General features: G+C 44.1%; 21 protein-coding genes and 3 tRNA genes. 11 read left to right on the top strand and 13 right to left on the bottom strand.

Translation table 11 applies throughout. The features are described from left to right. Nucleotides 1-73 precede the first annotated feature (73 nt). From I3252_RS05925 to I3252_RS05895, 7 genes are all read right to left on the bottom strand, one after another. Nucleotides 74-1,129 carry a hypothetical protein gene (locus I3252_RS05925; RefSeq protein WP_238034539.1) on the bottom strand — a complete coding sequence of 352 codons (1,056 nt, stop codon included), beginning with the start codon at nucleotides 1,127-1,129 and terminating at the stop codon, nucleotides 74-76. A gap of 291 nt (nucleotides 1,130-1,420) precedes the next feature. Beyond that, nucleotides 1,421-2,356, bottom strand: coding sequence for an AraC family transcriptional regulator (locus I3252_RS05920; protein WP_238034538.1), 936 nt, complete (start codon nucleotides 2,354-2,356; stop codon nucleotides 1,421-1,423). Nucleotides 2,357-2,881: 525 nt separating this feature from the next. Beyond that, nucleotides 2,882-2,957: transfer RNA gene (locus I3252_RS05915), tRNA-His, on the bottom strand. A 39-nt stretch (nucleotides 2,958-2,996) separates the two neighbouring features. After that, a tRNA-Arg gene (locus I3252_RS05910) sits at nucleotides 2,997-3,073 on the bottom strand. 96 nt (nucleotides 3,074-3,169) lie between these two features. Continuing rightward, nucleotides 3,170-3,246 (bottom strand) — tRNA-Pro (locus I3252_RS05905). A gap of 243 nt (nucleotides 3,247-3,489) precedes the next feature. Continuing rightward, nucleotides 3,490-5,088: an McrC family protein gene (locus I3252_RS05900; protein ID WP_238034537.1), complete on the bottom strand. Its 1,599-nt coding sequence runs from the start codon at nucleotides 5,086-5,088 to the stop codon at nucleotides 3,490-3,492. A gap of 12 nt (nucleotides 5,089-5,100) precedes the next feature. Next, complete coding sequence (locus I3252_RS05895) at nucleotides 5,101-6,561, bottom strand: AAA family ATPase (RefSeq protein WP_238034536.1); 1,461 nt, start codon at nucleotides 6,559-6,561, stop codon at nucleotides 5,101-5,103. Between the two features lie 346 nt (nucleotides 6,562-6,907). Here I3252_RS05895 and I3252_RS05890 point away from each other — a divergent pair, with 346 nt between their 5' ends. Beyond that, a complete protein-coding gene (locus I3252_RS05890; protein ID WP_238034535.1) occupies nucleotides 6,908-7,609 on the top strand; it encodes a DUF4442 domain-containing protein in 702 nt (233 codons plus the stop codon). A 118-nt stretch (nucleotides 7,610-7,727) separates the two neighbouring features. Then, the gene (locus I3252_RS05885; RefSeq protein WP_238034534.1) at nucleotides 7,728-8,216 is read left to right on the top strand and encodes a RidA family protein; all 489 of its coding nucleotides are present in this window, start codon (nucleotides 7,728-7,730) and stop codon (nucleotides 8,214-8,216) included. 194 nt (nucleotides 8,217-8,410) lie between these two features. On the opposite strand, the gene gspE is transcribed toward I3252_RS05885, so the two are convergent. Further along, nucleotides 8,411-9,964, bottom strand: a complete 1,554-nt coding sequence (gene gspE, locus I3252_RS05880; RefSeq protein ID WP_193011286.1) for a type II secretion system ATPase GspE — start codon at nucleotides 9,962-9,964, stop codon at nucleotides 8,411-8,413. 161 nt (nucleotides 9,965-10,125) lie between these two features. On the opposite strand from gspE, the gene I3252_RS05875 reads away from it, so the two are divergent. Both I3252_RS05875 and I3252_RS05870 read left to right on the top strand, forming a co-directional pair. After that, nucleotides 10,126-10,950 carry a thiazole synthase gene (locus I3252_RS05875; RefSeq protein WP_087814573.1) on the top strand — a complete coding sequence of 275 codons (825 nt, stop codon included), beginning with the start codon at nucleotides 10,126-10,128 and terminating at the stop codon, nucleotides 10,948-10,950. 113 nt (nucleotides 10,951-11,063) lie between these two features. After that, on the top strand, nucleotides 11,064-12,503 hold the full coding sequence (locus I3252_RS05870; RefSeq protein WP_238034533.1) for a wax ester/triacylglycerol synthase family O-acyltransferase: 1,440 nt from the start codon (nucleotides 11,064-11,066) through the stop codon (nucleotides 12,501-12,503). A gap of 53 nt (nucleotides 12,504-12,556) precedes the next feature. Here the strand turns inward: I3252_RS05870 and I3252_RS05865 are convergent, their stop codons facing one another. Both I3252_RS05865 and dxs read right to left on the bottom strand, forming a co-directional pair. After that, complete coding sequence (locus I3252_RS05865; protein ID WP_238034532.1) at nucleotides 12,557-13,384, bottom strand: inositol monophosphatase family protein; 828 nt, start codon at nucleotides 13,382-13,384, stop codon at nucleotides 12,557-12,559. A gap of 352 nt (nucleotides 13,385-13,736) precedes the next feature. Next, nucleotides 13,737-15,794 (bottom strand): 1-deoxy-D-xylulose-5-phosphate synthase, encoded by a 2,058-nt coding sequence (gene dxs / locus I3252_RS05860; protein WP_238034531.1) that lies wholly within the window; start codon nucleotides 15,792-15,794, stop codon nucleotides 13,737-13,739. Nucleotides 15,795-16,348: 554 nt separating this feature from the next. Here dxs and ribA point away from each other — a divergent pair. The 3 genes from ribA (at nucleotide 16,349) to I3252_RS05845 (ending at nucleotide 18,958) form a co-directional block, all read left to right on the top strand. Further along, nucleotides 16,349-17,020 (top strand): GTP cyclohydrolase II, encoded by a 672-nt coding sequence (gene ribA, locus I3252_RS05855; protein ID WP_238034530.1) that lies wholly within the window; start codon nucleotides 16,349-16,351, stop codon nucleotides 17,018-17,020. 30 nt (nucleotides 17,021-17,050) lie between these two features. Further along, nucleotides 17,051-18,058 (top strand): oxygen-dependent coproporphyrinogen oxidase, encoded by a 1,008-nt coding sequence (gene hemF / locus I3252_RS05850; protein WP_238034529.1) that lies wholly within the window; start codon nucleotides 17,051-17,053, stop codon nucleotides 18,056-18,058. 429 nt (nucleotides 18,059-18,487) lie between these two features. Beyond that, nucleotides 18,488-18,958, top strand: a complete 471-nt coding sequence (locus tag I3252_RS05845) for a cytochrome c (protein ID WP_045443409.1) — start codon at nucleotides 18,488-18,490, stop codon at nucleotides 18,956-18,958. 111 nt (nucleotides 18,959-19,069) lie between these two features. Here the strand turns inward: I3252_RS05845 and I3252_RS05840 are convergent, their stop codons facing one another. From I3252_RS05840 to I3252_RS05830, 3 genes are all read right to left on the bottom strand, one after another. Continuing rightward, entirely contained in the window at nucleotides 19,070-20,044 is a 975-nt protein-coding gene (locus tag I3252_RS05840) for a mechanosensitive ion channel domain-containing protein (RefSeq protein ID WP_238034528.1), read from the bottom strand. 115 nt (nucleotides 20,045-20,159) lie between these two features. Continuing rightward, nucleotides 20,160-20,741 carry a lactoylglutathione lyase gene (gene gloA, locus I3252_RS05835; RefSeq protein ID WP_087814567.1) on the bottom strand — a complete coding sequence of 194 codons (582 nt, stop codon included), beginning with the start codon at nucleotides 20,739-20,741 and terminating at the stop codon, nucleotides 20,160-20,162. 152 nt (nucleotides 20,742-20,893) lie between these two features. Continuing rightward, nucleotides 20,894-21,532 carry a carbonic anhydrase gene (locus tag I3252_RS05830; RefSeq protein ID WP_238034527.1) on the bottom strand — a complete coding sequence of 213 codons (639 nt, stop codon included), beginning with the start codon at nucleotides 21,530-21,532 and terminating at the stop codon, nucleotides 20,894-20,896. 492 nt (nucleotides 21,533-22,024) lie between these two features. Between I3252_RS05830 and potA the strand changes: the two genes are divergently transcribed. The 4 genes from potA (at nucleotide 22,025) to I3252_RS05810 (ending at nucleotide 25,994) form a co-directional block, all read left to right on the top strand. After that, nucleotides 22,025-23,287 (top strand): spermidine/putrescine ABC transporter ATP-binding protein PotA, encoded by a 1,263-nt coding sequence (gene potA, locus I3252_RS05825; RefSeq protein ID WP_345945878.1) that lies wholly within the window; start codon nucleotides 22,025-22,027, stop codon nucleotides 23,285-23,287. Continuing rightward, the gene (potB, locus tag I3252_RS05820) at nucleotides 23,287-24,165 is read left to right on the top strand and encodes a spermidine/putrescine ABC transporter permease PotB (protein ID WP_238034526.1); all 879 of its coding nucleotides are present in this window, start codon (nucleotides 23,287-23,289) and stop codon (nucleotides 24,163-24,165) included. The genes potA and potB overlap by 1 nt, the downstream gene beginning before the upstream one ends. After that, nucleotides 24,165-24,995 (top strand): spermidine/putrescine ABC transporter permease PotC, encoded by an 831-nt coding sequence (gene potC, locus I3252_RS05815; RefSeq protein WP_238034525.1) that lies wholly within the window; start codon nucleotides 24,165-24,167, stop codon nucleotides 24,993-24,995. The genes potB and potC overlap by 1 nt, the downstream gene beginning before the upstream one ends. A 108-nt stretch (nucleotides 24,996-25,103) precedes the next feature. Next, on the top strand, nucleotides 25,104-25,994 hold the full coding sequence (locus tag I3252_RS05810) for a LysR family transcriptional regulator (protein ID WP_238034524.1): 891 nt from the start codon (nucleotides 25,104-25,106) through the stop codon (nucleotides 25,992-25,994). The last annotated feature ends 58 nt before the right edge of the window (nucleotides 25,995-26,052 follow it).

The raw sequence follows: 26,052 nt of genomic DNA, 5'->3' as shown, positions 1-26,052 counted from the left end.
ATATCCTAAAGTGGTCAATAATAAAAGGTAATAAACAAGGACTTATAAAGGAGGTCTATCGAGATTTAATGGCTTAAAAAAGCGGCGTAGAATCGCTACTGTCTGGCATCAAACCTTGCAATAACAAAACATCTAAGTGCTGCTGCTGCAGTTTTTTATCGAAGTCGTTGACCTCAGCAATGAGCATTCTCTCGATACGCTTGTCACTGGCAAAGACACTCAATCGTGCACAGATAACTGCCAATTGATAAATACGTTTTTTACAGTAGCCATCCAGCCCTTGTAGCAGTCTAACCATGTATGGCGTCTCAAGACTGGCATAATCGTAATCAGCTATAACCTGCGGACCAAGTGCCGTAACACCATAGCTAATAGATAGATGGGCACAAAAATAACAGCTGAATAAGTAGCCAACGACATGGCCAATATAATAGCCGCGATCATAGGTAAAACTACTCACGCCGAAGTGCCCAAGCACATAGCTATTTAGACTACCTTGATCACGAATAGGCTTACTGTTCTTTAATTTGCCAACAGTGGCAAAGCATAGCGGATTTCGCCCATCCTGAGTGGTCAGTTGCCAACCTGCTGGCTGCTGAGCTGGCATATGACGGACAATATCAGCGATGATGTCATCGACCACATGCAGCTGCTGCCAAAGACGCTCTAATCCATCGATATCCATCAAGCCGCGTTTATCAAGCTGCTGTGCCAGCAAGTATTGCTGATGTTCTGCGAATTGTGATTTGAGCGTTTGTACCAAATAAGTAGGTCGCGTGGCAGCGGATGCCATATATAATAATCGCGTACGCTCATGCTGGGTACAATACAGTGCCACACGCTGCTCGGCAATATTCATCTCGCTAGCAGCAGATTGTTGCACCGCGCTATGGGTATTAGATAACTCATCAGCTGCGCCTTTAACAACTGTCTCTTTAACACCTACCTCTTCAATATCTGGCAGCGTAAACAGTGCCAATAACATCGCTTTGTCAGGTGTCGCACCCGCCTTGTCTTTTCGACCATGCTTGACGTTGCTTAGATTCATATCGCTTTGTTTTTTAGCGGACACAGCTGAGCCTTGTTGGCTATTGGCTCCTGCGCGTGGCTTTGCGGTCGGTTCAGTCATAACATACCATCAGCAGCAAAAATAAATATCATTTAGAACAAACGATCTGACCACCATACAGTGACATATCTTACGCTAAAAACAAGCGTTTGCGCCTAGATGACTCATTATTCCATAGTACCTGAACACAAGCACATTGTCAGCTGTCCATCGTCAAAATACTCCGTGTCGACACCTGTCAACCATAGACGAAATATCTCCATAAAAGTCTCATACTTCACCATGAGAAAACAAAAAAGCGTTAAGGGCCTAATGGCAACCTTAACGCTTTTTTGGTGTATTAACGATACGTTATGCGATGTTTTCTTGTTGATATTGTTGGCGATAGGCTTTTGGTGATACCCCATAAACGCGCTTGAATGCTTGACTAAAGGTCGAGTCTGACGCATAGCCAACCAACTCACTGATACGGCCAATACTGTTTTGCTGCAAGCGTAGATAACGGGCCGCCAAGCGCAAGCGATAATCAATGAGATAGGTCAGCGGCGGCATGCCAACTGTATCTTTAAAGCGCTGCGCAAAGCTCGAGCGTGACATTCCTGCGACTTCAGCCAGCTTATGAATGGTCCAGTTTTGATTGGGCGCTTGATGCATCGCTGCTAACGCCTTGGTCAAAAACGGGTCTTTCATGGCTTTTAGCCAATTTTCTGTGGCCTCAGGCAAACTTTCAATATAAACCCGCAAACATTCAATCATCATAATACTTGCCCAATGATTGATGATCGCGGTCTTGCCCATGCGCTCACGCTCGGCTTCTAAGGTCAGTAGCTTAATCTCGACATCAATGACCTCAAACCTACCGTCAGACTCATCATTGATTTCAGGCAAAATCGCAGGCAGCACAGACAACAAAGGACGTATCATTTCTTTGTCATACTTGCATTCAATCAATATCAAAGACGAGTTAGGATCACCATTACCATCGATATCAAGGGTGTTTTCCTTACAATCAGTCAGCAACTCATCCAGCGGTAGCGCATCGTCACCATTATGATCTAAGGCATAGCTCACATGCTTATGAGCACTGGGAATCATAATCATATCGCCTGCGTGCGCCTGTCGCAAACCATTGCCGACGTCGATACAAAAGCTCCCAGACATCACTAAATAAAATAAAATCGTATCTTGTCTAGTGATGGAATAAGACCAATTACCAGTCCCATTCAAACGATAATACTTGGTTTCAAACAAATGCACGTTTTGTAGCAATACGCTCAATGCGTCCATCAATCACTTCCTCAATAATATAAGATCCATAGCAGCGCATCTCAGACAAGCACTCACATCCCTACTACGGTCTTAGGCTTACTTAATCTATTCAATATATTTTTTAACTGACTTTCTTAACACTCGTATCATCTTCAATGGATCACTTCTTAGTGGATGACCTAATATATCAACGGGCTTTAAGACCTTATCATGATGCATCACTAAAAGCGTTGCCTTTGTTATTCTATATCTTGTTATCCTATATAAAGGCTGTTAAAGAATAACACAGCAGGTTTAAGGCACGTACAGAGATAGGGAGCGTCTAAAATGAGAACCCATAATAAAAATAAATGAGACAAAAAACCAGTAAATCAATAGACAATCAAAGGGCTGATGAGTCTACAAATTTTAATCGCAGGGGGTAAGATAGGTTAAAACCAATCATACAGGCACAAAAAAAAGCCAAACATGGCAAGTATTATTATTTAGAGTAAGGTTTTTATAATGAGGTAGAACAAGAAGAGGATAATGCAGAATAAAATATGGGGCGACTGATGGGACTCGAACCCACGACAACCGAGATCACAACCCGGGGCTCTACCAACTGAGCTACAACCGCCATAACTATTGCCTGATGAGGCAAGATTTGCAGGCTAAATGGTGCGCCTGGCAGGATTCGAACCTGCGGCCACCTCCTTAGAAGGGAGATGCTCTATCCAGCTGAGCTACAGGCGCTCTTAGAGGACTTTTATATACTAAAGCAAGTTTTAAATATATCAAAAACTAAACCATTATACATAAAAAAAAGCCTGTAAGGCTCTTAAAAATAGATGGTCGGAGTGATAGGATTCGAACCTACGACCCTCTGGTCCCAAACCAGATGCGCTACCAAACTGCGCCACACTCCGAAATTTCTATTATCACGATAGTTTGTTGATTAACTCGTTGTTGGCAATGCCACTAACTTGTTAACGTTCCTTGCTATCGAGGTGCACATATTAAGGGGAAAAGCCGATGGTGTCAACACCTATTTTTAATTAATTTAAAAAAACTGCTAAATTACTTAAAAAACGCTCATTTATCATAAAAACCACTATGACAAATCCTTTTCTCCACGATGCTAAGTGCTACTTACTCATCGACAGCGCTCATTATACTCTATTCCAATCAGGAAGCAAGCCGCCGTTTATCTTACCAGTCAGAACATTGAATGGTACGAGCCACAATGGCGCAGGACTCACTTTTTCACCAGCAATATTATGCCTCTTATCATGGTTGTTAGCACCATCAGTCTTTTTATAATCATGCACTTGTTGGCTGAGCGCAACTGGCAACCGCTCATTATCTTGTACTGGGTAAACCAGCCACACCTGCCCTGCTTGATAGGCCTGAGCGTAACTCATCAATTGATAAGCATCGCTGGCACTCATGCTGGCTGTCTGCGATAAATGCTTCCATTTAATATCGATGACATGGCTATAGTGACCTTTTTCTCTAGCTTCAATAACCGCAGTGCTACTCTGATTTTGACAATTATCATCAGCATCAGTTTTATATATGAGCAAATCAGGTCGTATAGACAGGCATGCGCGCCCTTCTGCATCCGTTAGCCAGATACTTTGCGTTTGATATAACGGCTGATATTGTTGACTCACTTGCTGAAACATCGAGGCAATGCGCATACTTGCCCATTGCTCAAAAGCTTGATTCATATCAATCAGCAAGCATAAACGCGGAGAGGACAGATTTTGCTTGAAGGGTTGTTTTGGCGCAATACCATTACCTGTTGCCACATTATTGGACTGCCTTAGTAACCAATAAGCCATATCTAACAACTGCTGAGCAGCTTGTAGTTGCGGTGCTCGAAGCGGTTGAGCGGCTAACTGACGCTTGGCTTGCTTGTATATCGACTCTAACTGTGTCAGCTCTTGATAACTCAACGCCGCTACTCGCTGCCAAGCCTGCAAAAATTTAGGCGCAGCTGCTTTCGATAGCGTTGATTGAAAAAATAAAGGTGTCATCAAAACCAACGTGCTCTTAATCAGCCGATTACCTAGCATGTCTTGGCTCAGTATACTGCTCTCACAGACAAACTTATGCGGCTGCATGCTGTTGTGGCGCAATTGTTCTTTGATGAGCAGTCGACCTTGTAGCGATGCTTGATTATCGACCTGCGTCTGATAGTGTTTGCTTGGTCGATAATGTACCAGCCGCTGCAAAAACTGCGTGATAAGCCAATCTGACAATGGCAGTACAGCTATCGATAGCGGCGACAATTGACTGCTAAATTGACCTAGATTTTTTGTATTGGGTAGCTTGTTTTTGACATGACTGCTATTGGTCAAATCCGATAGCATGCCCTGCACCCATTGGCGAGTTAGACTGATATCGGGGCGATGACTGGCATGGCGATGACTGGTATTCTGTGAAAGGTATGATTGCTGCGCGACTTGATCGCTAGAAGTTTTTGCCGCAAGTTTAGGTAAAATCTCAAGCGTCATGCCGCTAGGCAGTAAAATAACCCCTATATAATGTCCGACTTTTAACTGCCATTGTCCCTGTCTTCGCTTAATGCTAAATACCGCAAACTCTTGCGCCATCAACCAATGGAAATCAGATACCCGTAAGAAGTCATGCGCTATTAGACGCTGATGCTCAAACACAGTGATGATATTGGTATCACGCGCATTAACGTCGGTACTGTCAATATTATTGGCTATGACTTTATGACTAAAGCTTTTATTTATCAACGCTGAGCACCTTTATGGATATAAACGTTGATAGACAGTAGGTGTGGCAAAATCGCCTACCCCCGCAATGAGGTCGGCATTTATCTTATAGCCAGCAGTGCGCATAGACTGACCGAAAAATGCGTTTTGACCAGTAAACAGCGGATTTTGACTATTAGCATTCACTTGATCATTCACACTGTCATTGATGGATACATGACTATCATGAATAAACTGCGCTCGCAGTGGCTGCTGCTCGTCTCTAAAGATATATTGCAAAGTACCCTCTTGCCCACCCGTCGCTTGCATTAACTGCGGAATAATTTGTTCAACCAACGCCGCTTGCAATTGTCCAATATCCGTCACTGACCATAAAAAAGCATGACCCAATTGCGCTTCCATTCCCAATGTTTGCGTGATGCGATCATTCAAACCAGCTAAGAGCTTTGCCAAATCTATCGTTGCTGCTGGACTGTCAGTTTCTGAGTTTCGGTGTACATGAATCATCGGTAATAACTTGGGCTGCGGAGGACAGTCTATAAAACGAAAGCGCCGACGTAAGGCCATATCAAGTGGTGCTAACGAGTGATCTTGGATGTTCATCGTGGCATAAATATCGATGTTAGCAGGGATGCTAAAAACCCGTCCAGAATAGGCCAAATGAACGGCCATCGCGTTTGCCATGCCAGCCCGTTTGTCTGGCTCAATTAGACTGAGTAGCTCGCCAAATACTCGTGACACGTTGGCGCGATTGATCTCATCAATTAAGATGGCATAACGCTGCTCTGGATCATTTGCTGCCCTTTGACACAGTTTTAAAAATGCACCATCTTGAATGGCGTAATTCATTTGAGATAAGCTACTTGTTGTATGATTAGACGCTGCCATGACAGGACGAATGCCTTCGACAAACTCTTCATAGCCATATGCTTGATGGAAGCTAACCATGGTAAAGCGCTGCTGGCTAAAACCTTGATTTGGATTAGCTTGGCTTTGGTTGACACTGTTATCACGCTGCGCTTGCTGAAATTCGGCAAGTTGCTGCGATAGCTCTGTTAATAACTCAAAGCTTTCTGGCAGCAAATACCACGCACCGCCCTCATCTTTATCAAAATAGGCTTGGCTGGCACGGTTTTTATAAGTCACAGTTTTTGAATTGGTAGGGCTATGCATTTGAAGGACAGACCAAGCCGTATTGCTTAAGTTTTTTTCGCGGGCATTCTGTGCGGCTTTCGCGACAAAGAACGCATGATTGACGATTTCAGGCACTTTTACCAAGTCTTGGTGTTTAGATTGAAAATCCAAAAGTACCAAGCATACGATTTCACGCCAGCTAAGCGCTTGCAATAGCTGCCCTAACAAATCTGCCTCATCGGCTCTCGGCAGATAGTCGGTATATCGCTTAGCAATTTGTAACAGTCGATAGGTTTTTCCCGTACCAGCAACGCCTGTATAAATGATATTGGTCGGCACATGAATTGACGTGTCAGGCATAGCTTCATCCAGCATAGAAAAAGGAAATAAGAAAAATAATCAATAAGATACGCTAAAATATCATCATTATAGCGTGGCTGTCTTTATGGCATCCAGCAGCACTGTTTATGAAAGCATCTAAGTGATACGATGTTGCGTTGAGCGATAGCATTCCTAGCATCTAGAGTATCATGACGTTAGCCCTATTTTATAAGCGCAACAGTTCATGCTAATAATAGTAGGCAGACGGCGGTTAATGTACCATAGTGAGCATGGCAGCTTGCACAATAGGCATCCTATCAGCTGCTATGATGAAATATGTAACACTCAAAGCGTCATTTAATCTATCTACATTAAGGAATTTTGTATGTCAGGATTATTAAAAAAACTCCCTAGCAAGCTAACCAATAAATTGCCAGCCAAAACCTCTGACAGCACAAGATCGCCCGTCGAAAAACCCAACAGCACGCTCAAGCCCATCAGCAATCAATTTACCAAACTGTTATCTGTTACCAAATACTTACCTACCAGCGCACGCTCGAGCATCTTATCCAAAGCCTTTGGTAAAGTGGTTCCATATGTAGGCACAACGGGCGTCTATTATGAAACGGTCGAACCCAACCAAGTCGTCGTGAGCTTAAACAACACCAAAGCAGTGCAAAATCATATTGGCTCTATTCATGCGGTCGCCATTACCTTACTTGCCGAAACAGCGACTGGTTTTATTTTGGGTTTAAACCTACCCTCTGACCGCGTACTATTGATTAAATCATACTCGGTTAATTTTTATCGCCCGATTAAAAAAGGTCAAATTGCAGCAGTGGCGTCTTTATCGGATGAGCAGCGCTTAGATATCCTAAATACACCAAAAGGCGAAATGGTAATTCCGTGCGTCATTCATGACCGTGAGTCTGACAGTGATCGTGACCCTATCGTGGTTGAGATGACATGGGCTTGGATTCCTAAGTCTGAATTAGAAGCCCGCCGTCAAGGCAAAAGTAGCGAAAAGCCGCTAGAAGCTGACACTGAATCTAAAACAGAAGTCGAAGCTGAGCAAAACGACCAATAACTGGTTAAGCATAAGTAAGACATAATGTGTCATCTAGTGTGATGAGACATTATGTTTGTTAAACTTGTATAGTGAATTTAAAAAAATTGTGAAAAAAACTTATAATAAGGAGACAGCGATGTCCAAGATTACCCATAAATTGACTACCCATTTAACTAAGGCGTTGCTCGTGGGCGCGTGCTCACTAGGCCTTGCTATGACAGCGAATGCGGCGCCAATGGCAACTACCGCAAGCGTGACTAAATCTAGCCCTGTATTTCTTGGTGATGGCGGTAATTATCCTTTTTCAGAAGCAGTACGTGTGGGCGATACGCTATACATGTCTGGACAAATTGGTTTTAAAGATGGCAAATTGGTCAAAGGTGGTGTCAAAGCCGAAGCCAAGCAAGCATTGGATAATATTAATGAAACCCTGTTAGAGTACGGCTATCAAAAGTCAGACATCGTCAAATGTATGGCGATGCTGACAGACATGGATGACTTTGACGATTTTAATAAAGTCTATAAAGCAGAATTGGCCAAACCTTATCCGGTACGTTCAGCCTTTGGCGTCGCTGAATTGGCGGCTGGTGCCAGCGTTGAAGTTGAATGTATCGCTGCAAAATAATAATGACGTCACACGTTAAATTATTAAAAGCACTGAACTATTCAAAACACTAAAGTATTAAAAACAGTAAAGTATTAAAAACAGTAAAGAATGACCATCAAATAACTGGCTACCATAGCCAGTTATTTTTTTACCTGCTATGCAGACCCTTTGGCTGAGGTAGATTAAACCATCACCAATGCACTCTAGACATTTTATACAAGTATTGTGTCATCAGCTAAGGCACTCTCTTTCGTCACTCGTAGCACTTCCTCTAACGTCGTACGACCTGCAATGACTTTATGCAACCCATCCGCACGAATCGACGGTGTCTGCTGACGTGCGTACTCCTCTAGCTCATACTCGGCGGTATTACTATGAATCATACGGCGCAAGGTATCATCAACGGGCACCACTTCATATATCGCCGTCCGTCCTTTAAACCCTGATTGATTGCATTTGTCGCAGCCAACTGGTCTGGGTAGATTGATAGGTGTAGTTGTTAAAGTTTCAGCACCATTCTCTGAGACTGGCACAATACCAATTTCAGTAAATAATTTGGCTTGCTCACTATCAGCCACTTGCCAACCATGACAATGCGGGCATAACGTACGCACCAAGCGCTGGGCGACGACACCAATCAGCGATGACGATAATAAAAATGGCTCAACGCCCATATCTTGCAGACGCGTGACGGCACCAATGGCGGTGTTGGTATGTAAAGTTGATAACACCAAATGTCCAGTAAGCGACGCTTGTACGGCAATTTCTGCCGTTTCTAAATCCCGAATCTCACCAACCATCACCACGTCTGGATCTTGACGTAACATCGCACGTAAACTTTTGGCAAAGGTCATATCGACTTTATTATTAACCTGCGTTTGCCCAATGCCATCGAGCTGAAACTCAATCGGATCTTCAGCGGTCAAGATATTACGGGTTTGGTCATTGAGATCGGTCAATGCTGAATATAGCGTCGTGGTTTTCCCTGAACCTGTCGGCCCTGTCACCAAAATAATGCCGTGTGGGCGATGAATCAAGCGTTTTAGCTCACTGTAATCGTTATCAGATAGCCCTAAATATGTCATATTCAGGCGACCTGCTTGCTTATCTAATAGACGCATGACCACGCGTTCACCAAAGCTCGATGGCAATGTCGATACCCGCACATCAACCTCACGCCCTGCCAGCCGTAAGCTGATACGTCCATCTTGTGGCACGCGTTTTTCGGCGATATCGAGCTTGGCCATGACCTTGATACGCGACACCAATAATGGCGCTAATTGGCGTTTTGGCGTAATGATTTCTTTTAATTCACCGTCAACACGAAAGCGCACGACCAAGCGTTTTTCAAAGGTTTCAATATGGATATCTGAGGCATTTAAACGTATCGCTTCGGACAACAATGCATTGATGAGACGAATAATAGGCGCATCATCTTGTTGATCCATCAGATCTTCAGTTTCAGGGACACTATCTGCCAAACTATCAAGATCAGGATGGTCTTCGAGTCCAGCGGCAATATGTTGCGACTCACCAGTATTGCCTGCATAAGCGGCGTTCATGCGCTTTTCAAAGTCATCGGCGCTGATGCTTTCATAAGTGGGCACACCGCGTACCCCTTGCTGCTGTAAAAATCGCACTGCCTCATTAATCGCTGATAATGGCGTGGCTTTGGTCAGCACCAAAGTCGCTGGCAGCTCAGGATCAATGGCAAGTATGGCCAAAATTTGATGGCGTTTCGCAAAACTGTACGGCAGTTGCATCATAAAAGCGACCTGATAGATAAAGATAAACTCAGAAAGAAACTCGTGTCAAAGCGTGGCAAACGTATTATGCTTAACTGGCTAAACCAAAAAAGACTGCAAGTAAGATTGCATGATTTTGTTATAATAGCATTTTGTTTTACTCGCCATTAGGATTTTCAGTTATGTCAGAGAACACAAGCACTGCTACTCATCCGACGCCCCTTTTACAAGACACTTTTACGGTCGGGAGTCGTACTTTTTCTTCTCGCCTGTTGGTCGGTACGGGCAAGTATAAGGATATGACTGAAACGGGCGCCGCCATTGGCGCGTCGGCAGCAGAGATTGTCACCGTTGCTATTCGTCGTACCAATATCGGACAAAACAGCAATGAGCCCAATCTACTTGATGTGATTTCCCCCGATAAATACACCATTTTACCCAACACTGCTGGTTGTTTCGATGCCGAGACTGCCATTCGTACCTGTAAGCTTGCTCGCGAGCTGTTAGGCGGGCATAATCTGGTTAAGCTTGAAGTATTGGGCGATGAAAAAACCCTCTACCCGAATGTGATGGAAACGCTAAAAGCTGCCAAAGTATTGATTGATGATGGCTTTGAAGTGATGGTTTATACCTCAGACGACCCTATCGTCGCTCAAGAATTAGAAAGTATGGGCTGTGTGGCAATTATGCCACTTGGTAGCTTGATTGGTTCAGGTCTTGGTTTGCTGAATCGTCACACCCTCAGTCTTATTATCGAAAATGCCAAAGTACCGGTATTGGTTGATGCAGGCGTTGGCACGGCCTCTGATGCAGCGCTGGCTATGGAGCTTGGCTGTGATGGCGTCCTGATGAATTCGGCGATTGCCAATGCGCAAAACCCAGTCATGATGGCCCATGCCATGAAGCATGCCATCTGGGCAGGGCGCGCGGCGTTCTTGGCGGGTCGTATGCCAATGCGCAAAATGGCAACTGCGAGCTCACCGCAAACAGGATACTTTTTTCAATAGCTTTTAAATTTAACGACCATTATTAAATTCATAGTATTTAATAAAAAGTCAGCTATAAAATAATAATAAAAGAAGTAACTTTTACTCAACTTATCGTCATAAAAGGATTTATTATGCGGCTTCTCACAGCAGTCGACCAGTTGTTTTTACTTCTTGAGTCGCGTAAACAGCCCATGCATGTTGGAGGTCTATTCCTATTCGAATTGCCAGAGAATGCGGGTAGCGGTTTTGTTTGCCAATTGGTCAAACAGATGCAAGATTCTGATGTGTCGCCTACCTTTCCTTTCAACCAAGTGCTTGAGCATTTGGCTTTTTGGAAAAAGGACAAGCATTTTGATGTTGAGCATCACTTGCATCATGTTGCCTTACCAAAGCCTGCACGGGTTCGCGAGTTATTGATGTATGTTTCAAGAGAGCATGGTCGGCTGTTGGATCGTGCCATGCCATTGTGGGAATGTCATGTGATTGAAGGTATTCAACCAGAAAACGAAGGCGACCCTGAGCGTTTTGCTCTATATTTTAAAATTCACCATTCGTTGGTTGATGGCATTGCTGCCATGCGCCTTGTCAAAAAATCATTATCACAATCGCCCACTGAGCCAGTAACGCTACCGATTTGGTCATTAATGGCACGCCATCGCAATCAAGTCGATGCGATTTTACCCAAAGAGCGCTCCGCATTACGCATCATTAAAGAGCAAATATCTACCATTAAACCTGTATTTACCGAACTGCTGGATAATTTGAAAAATTATGGTGATGACAGTTATGTCGGTACTTTTGATGCGCCGATGAGTGTACTTAATAAACGCATCTCAGCCTCACGGCGCATAGCCGCGCAGTCTTATGATATTCAGCGTTTTAACGATATTGCTGAGCGACTAAATATCAGTAAAAACGATGTGGTGCTGGCGGTATGTGCGGGTGCCATTCGTCGTTATCTCATCTCCATGGATGCGCTGCCTAGCAAGCCACTCATTGCTTTTGTACCGATGTCGCTGCGTACAGATGACAGTGTGGCAGGCAATCAATTATCCTTTGTACTGGCCAATTTGGGCACGCATTTAGATGATCCCTTGAGCCGAATCAAACTGATTCATCGCAGTATGAATAACGGCAAACGCCGCTTTCGACGCATGAATCAAGCCCAAGTGATTAACTACAGCGTGATTGCCTATGCTTGGGAAGGTATCAACTTAGCGACCAGTCTATTTCCCAAAAAGCAGGCGTTTAACCTGATTATCTCTAATGTACCTGGTTCTGAAAAACCGCTATATTGGAATGGTGCACGTTTGCAATCGTTGTACCCTGCGTCTATTGTCTTCAACGGTCAAGCAATGAATATCACCCTTGCTAGTTATCTAGATAAGATTGAATTTGGGATTACGGCTTGTAGTAAGGCACTACCACATGTGCAAGAAATGCTGACGCTTATTGAAGAAGAGTTACAACTGTTGGAAACCACCAGTAAAGCGCTTAAGTTTCAAGGCATTACGGTTGAAGATAAAGGTGGCTATAAGAATAATAGTAAAACAAAAAAGCTGGCTCCATAATGGAACCAGCTTTTTAGTGTTAAGTTGTCTTAATAATTATGCTTAAGTGGTGCTTAAAATGCGTCACCCCACGCTGGAACAACCACTTGCATCAATGGCTTCAATAACTTAATGTTACAGGCGAAAATAGAGCCTGAAGTCATTGAGTTGTGTGCGCCTGTATGGTCAACCACCACGCCACGTGCTTCGGTCACGATAAGCTCACCTGCCGCGATATCCCAAGGCTTAATTGACATCTCAAAATAACCGTCAAAACGACCAGCAGCGACATAACATAAATCAAGCGCAGCAGAGCCTAAACGGCGCACTTGACCGCCCGCTTCAGAGATCTTTTGCAAGCTTTCAAAATGCTGCTTGGCATAAGAGATGATTTCGCCATTGCGTTTACGCTCAAGCGGATGACCAGTGGTAAATAGACCGCCATCAATCGTTTTGCGCTCGCTCACTTGCATGCGGCGATTGTTCAAGCGCGCGCCTTTACCACGGCTAGCAGAGAACATCTCATCACGGACAGGGTCATAGATCACACCATGTTGGGTCACGCCTTTATGCTGCACAGCGATAGACACACAAAACTGCGGCACACCATGGACGAAGTTTTTGGTGCCATCTAGCGGATCAATAATCCAGCACCAGTCCGCATCTTCACCGCGACCTTCTTGCATACCAAACTCTTCACCCAAGTACGAGTGATTTGGATAGCTGGCTTTTAGGGTTTCAATGGTCAGCTCTTCGCTAAAGCGATCAATACGCGTAACCAATCCATCAAGCCCTTTTGACTCAATATCCAATTCAATTTTATGGCGGTTTTGATGCGCATATAAAATCTCTTTACCAACTTTTTCAGCAGTACGTGCTGCGATGACGACCATGGGTTCCATAAATAACCTATTTGCTTGATGAATGAATGTCAAAAATAAGACGAATTCTGTGCCCACAACATGCCAATCAGCCGCTGCATCACACTGTATTTATACGATTAAAAAAATGCGCCATTTAAAAGCGATGATCGCATTATACTAAAATTGTTCGATAAAAAACGAAAAAAACCATGACGTTCGTCAAACCAACCCAAATTCTGGTGGTCATCACAAACTGCGTAAGTTGTAAAAAAGTCAGCACCTACGACTAAGTAGGCGTTCGCTCTATCGATCGAGCTTTTATCTATTTAACCAATACTCTGTCCAAATGACAGTTTAAACACTTAAAAACGTTCAAAGGTATAACTTAAACTTACAACAGCAACTGTTCAAGCTGCTTTACCACACCATTAACATCTAAACCACAATCAGCCATTTGCTCTGCTTGTGAGCCATGGGCGACAAAGCGATCTGGAATGCCGATATTAATAACGGCAGGGCGGTTGTTTGTAAAGGCTGGCGACTCATTCAGCAAATACTCATTTACCGCACTGCCCGCGCCGCCCATAACCATGTGCTCTTCCAAAGTCGCAATATGTGTAATACCTTGCTCTAATAACTTTTCTAATAATGCCGTGTCTAAAGGTTTTACCCAGCGCATATTAATGACATGTACCTGACAGTCTGATTCTATATCACTGTCAATTAGGCTTTCTGCCGCTTGCTGAGCCGTCGCAACCATGGTACCAAATGTGAGTAGCGCCAGCTTTTTAGGCGCATCCTCACTACCTAATACCGATTCTATCACTGCCTCGCCAACGTTATAAGTCTGTGCTGGCGACGCAATAACTGCGCCAGTACCGACACCGCGCGGATAGCGTACTGCCGTACAGCCTTGATATTCATAGCACGTATTGAGCAAATGGTAGCATTCGTTTTCGTCTTTTGGCGCGGCGATCAGCATATTGGGCACGCAGCGTAAAAAGGCAAAATCGAATACGCCTGCATGCGTTGCACCATCTTCACCGACTAGGCCAGCACGATCAATAGCAAACATCACATCAAGGTTTTGCAAAGCCACATCATGAATCAGCTGATCGTAGCCACGTTGCAAAAACGTCGAATAAATCGCCACGATTGGTTTTATACCTTGGGTCGCCATGCCAGCAGCCAGTGTGACTGCATGTTGCTCAGCGATGGCTACATCAAAAAAACGCTCTGGAAATTGACGGGCAAAGTCAATCATCCCCGAGCCTTCTTCCATAGCAGGTGTGACGGCAAGCAGCTTATCGTCTTCAGCAGCCTTATCACATAAGAATTGCCCAAACACTTGCGAGTATTTTAACGCAGGTTTGGTGTTGAGCAATGATTTTTCTATGGCGATAGCCTGAGTATCATTCTTGACTTCGACAGGGAGTTTGCTGATAGCATGATAGCCGACGGGATCTAACTCAGCTGGGGCAAAACCTTTGCCTTTGGTGGTATAAATATGGACTAAAACAGGCCCTTTTATCTGCTTGGCAAGTGACAATACCCGCAGTAGCTCAGGGATATTATGACCATCAAACGGACCAAAGTAGGTAAAACCAATCGCTTTAAATAAATTGTCTTCTAACTGCGGCACATCGCGCATCTCTTTGTGACGCTTGCGGCGATCAAAGCCTTGCATATCAGGGCGCTGGCATAGTACTGGCTCGCCTGAATCAGAGATATCGACCTGATATCCTGACTCCCACAGCATCGCTAAATGCCGTGAAAAACCACCGATAGAACAAGAGATCGACATATCATTGTCGTTTAAAATAACCAATAAATCCGCATCTTGTTGCACCGCATCATTCATCGCTTCAAACGCCATACCACCGGTCATTGCACCATCACCAATGATACAAGCAACGGTTTGCGCGCGACCTTGATAACGCAGTGCTAAGCTCATGCCTAGACCAGCTGAGATTGACGTCGATGAATGACCAACGCCAAAGGTATCGTAAACGGATTCTGCACGTTCTGGAAAGGCAGTCAAACCATCTTTTGAGCGAATCGTCGCCAACTGATCACGGCGACCCGTCAAGACTTTATGGGCATAGGCTTGATGACCCACGTCCCAAACGATTTGATCTTGCGGCGTATCTAGTAAGTAATGTAGCGCAATGGTCAATTCAACTACGCCCAAATTGGCACCAAAATGCCCACCGCTTTGACCTGCTGAATACAATAGAAATAGCCGCAGCTCATCAGCCAAGGTGATAAGTTGAGCGGTTGTCAGAGTATTAAGATCAGCTGGCGCTGCAATGCTATCCAGCAAGGGCGTATCAGGACGGACACGTGGAATCACAGTATAAGTCTGCTGTAAATTCGACAGCTGGGCAGCAGAATCGACAGCTGGCATAGATACGGACTGAGACTGTGGGGAATGAGGTGACTGCTGCATAAACCGTACGATACCTACCAATCTGCTGACAAGACAGCCTCTTAGTGCATAATGCTACCTAAGTGACGTCAATAATATCTACACCATTATTGGTGTAATCGACCATATAACTGTTCATAAATTTATTCAGGCAGCCTCTATGTCTTTATATAAACATATAGAAGCTGCGCCGAATAGCACATACGCTGCCTTAATAGACAGCGATGGAGCTTTGCTTTAGCGCTTTCATAACAAGGGATAATATTATGCCTTATTATTCTGCATCAATATCGGATGTTAGTGACGACATAGTAATGTAAGGGCAAAGACTTGTCACTGTATCCGTCAAAATAGTATGGCATAATAGCATTTATTTTTAATTGTCGCTTTAATCATCGTGCGTCGTTTGTGAACTTTGTGTGTTTTTATAATAAAGACAATCAGCATGCACTCTTTACGAATGAATTATACTGGCATTATCCTACTTTCATCATGCAGCTAGGATGTCATCGCTGTTTTAATATGGTTAAAAAAGACCCTCTACCGCCACGCTTATCGGCTTATGCAGGACATTAATGTCATATCAATTTATTACCAGTGCCAAACTACCTACTCGTCACGGCGAGTTTGATATTCATATCTTTGAAAACGACGAAGGTCAAGAGCATGTGATGCTGACTGTTGGTTTGCCTGTCGTCGATCAACATATGACGGACAGCTCACCGAGTCAGACGGACGCCACGCGAGCAGAAAAAACCATTCCATTGATTCGCATTCATTCAGAATGCTTAACGGGCGATGCTTTTAGCTCATTAAAATGTGACTGTGGGCCGCAGCTCAACACAGCGATGCAAGCAATACAAGAGACTGGCTGCGGGGCGATATTATACTTGCGCCAAGAAGGTCGCGGTATTGGTCTGACCAATAAGATTCGCGCTTACGCCCTGCAAGACCAAGGTCATGATACTTTAGATGCCAACCTCATGTTGGGCTTACCTGCTGATGCACGTATTTATGATATGTGCGGGCCGATGCTCGCTCATATCGGTGTTGACGTCGTCAGACTCATCACCAACAATCCAGACAAAGTGGCTTATCTAACCGAGCACGGTATTAATGTCGTGGAACGCGTGCCTTTATTGGTTGGGGTGAACGATATGAATGCTGAATATTTAGCGACCAAGCGCGACCGCATGGGTCATTTATTAGATAAAGATTTTAATACCGCGTTACATCTTAATAAGTAGACATCAATACACTAAATAAATAGATATTTTATGAGTATTTCAAATACAGATAATAAGACAGAGCTATCAGCGACAGACTTAACAGTGCCAGCCAATAACGACATCATGCGTGTGCGTGAGTTTTTGGTCGATTTGCAGGCTCGTATCTGTCAAGCCTTAGAAGCGCAAGAACGCGATGGCAGCAGTGATAGCCAAACGTCAGCAGTCTTTATTCCTGATGACTGGGAACGTCCTGAAGGCGGCGGCGGTCGCTCGTGTGTCCTAGCAGATGGTGAGGTGATTGAAAAAGCGGGTGTGATGTTCAGTCATATTCACGTGCATAACTTGCCTGCTTCAGCCACTGCACGCCATCCCCATATCGCTGGTCGTAAAGCCCAAGCCATGGGTGTCTCATTGGTTGTCCATCCCAAAAATCCGAACGTCCCAACCAGCCATGCCAATGTGCGTTTGTTCGTTGCTGAAGCTGAGGGCGAAGACCCTATCTGGTGGTTTGGTGGTGGTTTTGATTTGACGCCGTTTTATCCCGTACTCGCTGATTGCGTGCATTGGCATCAAGTCTGTCATGATCTGTGCGCGCCTTTTGGTGACAGCGTCTACCCTGATTTCAAGCAATGGTGTGATGAGTATTTTCACCTACGTCATCGTGATGAGCAGCGCGGTATCGGTGGCTTGTTTTATGATGATGTCAATACAGAAAGTCGCGGCTGGGACTTTGAAACCTGTTTTAATTTTATGAAGGCGGTCGGCAACGGTTATCTTGACGGTATCATGCCCATCTTTGAACAGCGTAAAGATACCCCTTATACCGAGGCACAGCGCGAATTTCAACTTTATCGCCGTGGTCGCTATGTTGAGTACAACCTTGTTTATGACCGCGGCACGCTATTTGGACTACAAAGCAATGGCCGTATTGAGTCTATCTTAGTCAGTATGCCGCCGCTTGCCAGCTGGCATTATCGCTTTGAGCCGACTGAAGGCTCGCCTGAGTTTGCATTGACCGATTTTTATCTAAAACCACGCGATTGGTTGACTCTATAGTTTGTGTGAATATAATAAAGGCTAAGGTATTTATTAGCTTGTCTTTAGAGAGTATCAAGAAGGTCAGCTATCCACGCTGACCTTTTTATATGAGCGCAAATTTATATGGGCGCAAATTTATATGAGCGAAAATCACTGACTCAAAAATTACGATGATATAACAACTAAATTTACGTTCACTGCACAGATAACCGTTACAATGAAAACTATTGTTGGAAAAATCCTTTAGAAGCGAATGCGTTTCCAAAAGATGATGAGGTAATTTTTATAACAATACGCTTTATTTAAAAGCAGTATTTAGAAGAAGCCTTTTAATTTAGAAGAAGTCTTTTTAGAAAAAGCCTTTAAGGGCAGATATTTAAAAACAGTATGTAAAGCCAGCGTTTATAAGCGCGCCTACTACTAACCAATTTTACAGGAGTAATTCACATGGCACAGGTTCATACCAACCAATCATTAAAATCTATCTTTGGCATCACATTGATGGCAGCCGCCCTAGGTCTAACAGCGTGTAGCACTGCCACTGACCCTGATGTAAAAGCCCGCCAAGATAGCATGAAAAGCTATGGTGATGCGATGGGTGTCATGGGTGATATGATGAAAGCACCAGACACCTTTGATGCCGCCGTATTCAAAGAGCAAGCCGCATTTTTAGCAGAAGACGCTGCTACGCCTTGGAGTCATTTTGAAAATAAAGAAGCCGTTGGCAATGCGACTGATGCCGTTTGGTCAAATGCCGATGGTTTTCGCGCAGAAGCAGAAAACTTTCAAAAAGTCACTGCTGAGCTGAACGCTGCTGCACAAACAGCCACTAGCATCGACGATGTCAAACCAGCCTTTGGTGAAGTTGGTGCTAGCTGTAAATCATGTCATACCGATTTTAAAGTCAAAACTGACTAAATTGTCATAAATTGATATCGTAAAAAATCCGCCATGTCATTTGATAGGGCGGATTTTTATTTCGAAAATATTGTGTAAAAGGCCGTTCTTTAAAATAACGCGCTAAACAAATTACTCTGCCGCTGCTTTATTAACATCGATCGCCTTTTGCTCATGCAATTTATTCACAATCGATGTCACTGATGGGTCACTCAAATCTATCGTGCGTATCGGGAATGGAATGTTGACACCTGCTGCATCGAGTGCGCTCTTAATCTCTACGGTCACTTGATGAATCGAGGTCACTTTATTGGCTTGAGTGCCATCTTCGATAAACCAACGTACCATCAAATCAATCGTTGAATCACCAAAACCCGTAGCAATCACACTTGGCTGCGCTTGCTTCGATACGCTTTCGACTTTATCTAACGCTTGCAGAATCTCAGCTTTTGCTGCTTCGATATCATCTTCATAGCCAATACCAACAGCCACTTGCAAACGGCGCTGCTTATAGGCGGTATTGACAGTCAATGCTGAGGTATACAAATCAGAGTTGGGAATAACCACTTGCCGACCGTCATACGTCTTGATAGTCGTGGCGCGTATTTTAATATCCTCAACCGTCCCTTCATAGTCGCCTGAGACAATCTGATCACCGATGCGAAACGGCTCTGAGATCAGCAGCAAAATACCAGAGAGCAAGTTTTGAAAAATATCTTTAAAGGCAAAACCAATAGCGACGGAACCAATACCGAGTGCACCAATCAGCTTAGCAGGCGTAAATCCTGGCACGGCAATCACCATAGCAATCATAAAACCGATAAAAATGATGAGTGCGCCGCCTACTCGCTGAAACACTTTAACCAAATTCTGATGCCGACTGCGACTGCCTAAAAGTTTGTATACCACTTTTTTGAAGACAATCGATAGAAACCAAAAAACCAGAATAACAATAATTGATGCGACAAAATAAGGAATGCGTTCAACAAAGCCAACCACTATCTCATTTGCTGAATCAATGATGCTTTGATATGTCAGCACATCTGTTGTCACTGGTTCAGCCGCTATATTGGTATTTACTGTCGTTTCTGCCTCAGAGGTAGGCATCTAGATGTCACTCCTTTGGTTGGTTGGCTTTATGCTTCCATTCACTCGATTAATTGATTGTTCGACTGGGGCATGTCCTAGATTAACTGACGTATTGACATACCAGCCTGTCAAGCTAGCCCATTAAATCTGCTTGTACAATTTCAATCCAGTAGCCATCAACATCTTTGATAAAGGCAATGTTTTTCATGCTGCCATCTTCTGGACGTTTTTTGAATTCGACATTATTTTTATCAAACCAAGCAACCGCTTCATCGAGACTAGGTACGCTAAAACAGATATGTCCAAAACCTTGTGGCTCACCATTACCATCATGATAACTAAAGTCAGCTTTCGTTTCGGTACCATAATTATGGGTCAATTCTAAGATGCCGCGTTGACGGAAGGCAAAGATTTCCAAATCATCACCCGCGGGCAAATTGTCGCGCTCGCTTTCGGTTAACTTGGCTAAAAAGTACAAATCAAAACCCATATCAGGGAATTTTTTGACTGCCAGCAAAGTCATACCAAGGACACCGGTATAAAACGCCAACGACTTGGCAGGATCTTTGACACGTAGCATGGTGTGGTTAAAAGTGAAACCTGTCGTCTGTACTGAGATAGGCTGCACACCATCGGTATTGACGCTGCTCGTTGGTTGAGCGATAAGTGATTCGTTATTATTATCAGTGGCTGAGCCAGTATTTGCTGTAGACATAGTCATCCTAATATTGACAAAATAGAGAGTTTAAAAGCAAGCGCGTGAATATTTTTTACGCGCTTGACCCTTTTATCATAATAAAAAATCGCGAAAGCATTGAGTGGGTTTTGTAAGAGCGCACACTGGGTGCTACCCATTTAACCGATTAATTAGCTGTCTAAGAAACGTACTTTTCCTGTCTCTAAATCATACTCTGCACCCACGACCAGCAATTGACCACTATTAGTTAAGTCTTCTAATGCCCGCGAGCCATGTTTGAGCTGGCTAACTGACATACAGACGTTGGCGCGGATAGAGCGATCGACCAACTCGTCTGCGTCGACATCTTGACCATTGGCAGTGGCAAGCTCATGCAAGTTATAAACGCTTGGGCGAATGCGATCGACAATCGACTGCAAGTTGGGCGAATAGTTTTTCTCAGGATTGATCAGTGTCTCAACACAAGCCGTAACAGCGCCGCAATGTGAGTGCCCAAGCACGACCACCAATTTTGTACCGAACTTTTCGGCCGCAAACTCAATCGAGCCAATCTGTGAAGGCGCGACGACATTACCGGCGACTCGAATAACGAACAAATCACCCAAGCCTTGATCAAATACAATCTCAACTGGTACTCGTGCATCCGAGCAACCCAAAATAATGGCCAAGGGATCTTGATCTTTAACCAATTCAGGTCGTCTTTGCATTGTTGGATCAGTAGTGGTCAAACTATCTATGTAGCGCATATTGCCTTCTTTTAAAAGCGCAAGAGCTTCTTGACCGGTTTTCGGGCGTGTATCGTTAGGCATAAGACATCCTTTATCATTAATAATATTAGCGTTGTAAACAGCTTTACACACATGTATTCAAACATAGATTTGCGAATGGCTACTAACCTATCAGGCGCATTGTGTTTGTCTGCCATACCGTGATTGTATAGGAATAAAAACCAAAAAATGATAAAAAATTTTGTTTAAATATCGTCATAGAATGGCAGTTATTGCCAATCATACAGAATTATAAAGTTGGAAGTGAAACTGAAAAACAGAAATGCATTAGCCAAAACCGAGCATCAAACAGACAACACCGAACTATCAAGCATCAACAGCCATTGACAGCTTAATCGTGTTGCTCGCAGAACTTATAACGAACTTGCACTGATTTATATCAAGGGTTTGTTATAATACGCGGCGACCAAATCGGGTTTACACCCATCGCTTATATCCATATCAAATCACCTTGACCACAGTGTCCTAAATAAATAGCTGTACTGCGATGTCGGACACGTAGGAATAAATATTATGACCAATTCACCGCCAAATATGCACAGAGCCTCTGCATCAGCTCAAGATGACAAAGTACTACTGCAACTGACTGGTCTAAAAAAAACCTATGATCAAACTGAAGTATTAAAAGACATCAATCTTGATATCAAGCACGGTGAATTTTTGACGCTGCTTGGTCCATCAGGCTGCGGTAAAACAACCTTACTGCGCCTAATCGCTGGTTTTGAGCAGCCAAATGCTGGGGCAATTTATCTAGACGGCGTACAGATGGCAGGCTTGCCAGCGGATAAACGTCCCGTGAACACAGTATTTCAGCAGTACGCCTTGTTTCCGCATATGAGTGTCGCACAAAATGTTGCTTACGGGCTTAAGCTCAAAAAAGTACCAAAAGATGAGATTCAAACCCGCGTGCGCGAGATGCTCGCCATGGTACAGCTGGAGCATTTAGCCAATCGCAGACCACAAGACTTGTCTGGTGGTCAGCAGCAGCGTGTCGCCATTGCACGAGCCGTCATCAATCGTCCTAAACTGTTGCTACTTGATGAGCCCCTATCTGCGCTCGATCATAAGCTGCGTTTACAAATGCAATCTGAGCTTAAACGGCTGCAACGAGAGCTTGGCATCACTTTTGTATTTGTCACCCACGATCAAGAAGAAGCGCTATCGATGTCGGATCGTATCGCCGTGATGAAAGATGGCACTTTTCAGCAAATCGGCACGCCTATTGAGATTTATGAAACGCCGTCGAATTTATTTACCGCCAAGTTTATCGGTGAGACCAACTTGTTTAAAGCGGAAGTCAGAGGCGTTTATCCTGACCAACCAGATCGCGACGGTCGCGTGACCAATGGTCGTATCGAAGTCGAAGTTTGTGAAGCACAAGCGCAAGACGGTCCGACCACCTTACGCAATCTACGCCGCCCTGATTTTGCTAACGATGTACAAGTGGGCGATATCGTTAATTTATTGCTACGCCCTGAAGATTTGCGAATTTATGACCCAAATGATAAAGAACATGGTGGCTTACTCGGGCGAGTGATTGAAAGCAACTATAAAGGTAGCACCTTAGATTCGATTATTGAATTAGCAAACGGTCATATTATTAAGGCTTCTGAATTCTTTGATGAGGATGATCCAAGCTTTGATTACAAGTTAAATGAAGGTGTCAAAGTATCATGGGTCGATGGCTGGGAGTGGGTATTACCAGAAGACGGTACGCTTGATGATGAAGCCAATCATCAAGCTGCCAGTTTAGCTGCTCAAAAGGATATTAGCTGATGGCAGGTCATAGCTTAGGCAGCAAAAGTCCTTTTCGTACCGTAACGCTCTGGCTGATTTGGGGTTGGTTATTGATATTTGCACTATTGCCAAATATCTTAGTCATCGCTGTCAGTTTTTTGAGCCGCGATAGCAGTGCTTTTATTAGCTTGCCTGTCAGCATCGACAGCTATATACGCATGATTGATCCGCTATATTTTGGCGTATTTATTCATTCGTTATGGATGGCAGGCATCACAACCATCATCTGCTTGTTACTTGGCTACCCTTTTGCTTGGCTGATAGCCAAAGCCAAAACCCGTTGGCAGCCGCTACTCATGATGCTGTTAATACTACCATTTTGGACCAACTCGCTTGTGCGGACGTATGCACTCAAGTTACTGTTTGCCAATAATGGTTTGATTAATAAATCGCTGCTGGCAGTCGGTATCATCGATACTCCTATCGATATTTTATACACGCAAGTGGCGGTGATTGCTGGTTTGACGTATTTATTGTTCCCATTTATGGTGTTGCCGTTATACGCAGTATTTACCGATTTGCGCAATGACATGCTACTCGCTTCACAGGATTTGGGCGCATCAAAGACCCAGACTTTTTGGCATATCATATTGCCATTGACGACGCCTGGCATTATCTCAGGGGTATTATTGGTGTTGCTGCCTGCAATGGGTATGTTTTATGTGGCAGATATTTTGGGTGGTTCACGCAATTTATTGGTCGGCAATATCATCAAAAACCAGTTCTTGGATGCGCGTGACTGGCCATTTGGCGCAGCTGCCAGCGTGTTATTAACACTAGCAATGGCGGTACTATTACTCGCCTACCGTGCCAGTAGTCGCCGCATTGGCAAGACCGACTTTAATGAGGTGGCCTAATGTCTGATAGTTCACTGAATCATCAACTGAATAGCTCGACAACTAAAAAAAGATCGTCTATTAAGATTGGCAGTATCGCGGCTAAAAGCTATCTTAGTCTCATTTATACCATGCTGTATTTGCCAATTATCGTCTTAGTCGTCATGTCCTTTAATAAATCAAAAGTCGGCTATAACTGGGGCGGCTTTAGCTTAAAGTGGTATGAGTCGCTGCTGAATAACCAAGCGATGCTCGATGCTTTTTGGCATTCTATTGTATTAGGATTGGTCGCAGCCACCGTCTCAACTTTGATAGGAACGCTAACTGCTCTCGCGCTACATCGATATAACTTTCGCGGTAAAGGCTTATTAAATGGGCTGTTATTTGTATTAATGATGTCGCCTGAAATTGTACTCGCTATTTCATTATTGGCATTATTCTTATTAATAGGGTTGCAATTAGGGTTCGTCTCGCTGTTACTCGCGCACATTACTTTTTGCTTACCGTTTGTAGTCATCACGGTGTTTGCACGATTGAGCAGTCTGGATGAACGCTTGATGGAAGCTGCGCGCGACTTGGGCGCCAATGAATCAACGATGGTGCGTACCGCGCTCATTCCTGTCATTCTGCCCGCAGTGATGGCAGGTTGGCTACTGGCATTTACCTTATCGCTCGATGATGTGGTGGTTTCTACCTTTGTCACGGGGCCCAGTTATGAGATTTTACCGCTACGGATTTATTCAATGGTACGAGTAGGACTCAAACCAGAGGTCAATGCCATTGGGACGATTTTACTGGTTGCTTCGCTGATATTGGTCATTATTTCGCAGCTATTATTACGTCGACGCTAGTTTGCCATTGCTAATTTAGCATTGCTGATTAAAAATCAGACTTTGAATGAAAATCAGTGCTATATCTATTATAATGAATTTTTCTCACTTTAGCGGTTAGGTTGTCTTATGTTAGAGCTTCGTCATCTCAATACCCTAACCGCGCTGCGAGCGCATGGTTCACTCGCTGCGGCTGCCGATGAACTGCACGTCACGGCGTCTGCGGTCTCGCATCAGCTAAAAGAGCTGGAAAACTATTACGATATCAGCTTGGTCAATCGCCGAACACGCCCGCTGACTTTTACGCCAGCTGGCAAGACGGTATTGGCATTGGCAGATAGCATCATGCCACAAGTCACCCGTACCAAATCCAACCTTAAGCGCTTAGCTCACGGTCAAGCGGGTAGATTACGGCTAGCCTCTGAATGTCACAGTTGCTTCGATTGGTTAATGCCGATACTCAATCATTACCGCCGCGAATGGTCTGATGTAGAGCTAGATTTTGCGACAGGTTTTGAGCCAGAGCCACATCATTTATTAATAGAAGGTGATATTGATTTACTCATTACCACCAGCGATTTACCGATAGACGGTATCAGCTATCAGCCGTTATTTGAGTATGAAAGTCGCTTGGTGCTATCACCAACGCATGATTTGGCGGCGCAGAAATTTATTGAGCCAGATGATTTAACCAATGAAACCCTGATTGCGTATCCAGTGGAAGCCAAGCGTCTCGATATTATTGCCAATTTTATGACCCCCGCGCAGGTAAGCTTTGATAGTATTCGTACTACAGAGTTGACGGCGATGCTGATTCAGTTGGTTGCTAGTGAACGCGGTGTGGCGGCGTTACCTGATTGGGTGGTTGCTGAATATGAGAAAAAAGGCTGGGTCGTCTCGCGTCCGTTGGGTACGGGTGTGCATTGTCAGCTATATGCAGCAATGCGCACATCAACCCAAGATACCGCTTATATGCAAGGATTTGCGAGTTTGTTAGAAGGTATTGTGAAGCCGGTTTAGAATTTTATATGCAAATAATAGAGCACGGTTACAATAGCATCAATATGAAAGAAGGTTT

Origin of the sequence: Psychrobacter sp. Ps4, assembly GCF_022129285.1 — a bacterium.
GTDB lineage: Bacteria > Pseudomonadota > Gammaproteobacteria > Pseudomonadales > Moraxellaceae > Psychrobacter > Psychrobacter immobilis_A.
This window is presented reverse-complemented; position numbering and strand designations above follow the sequence as displayed.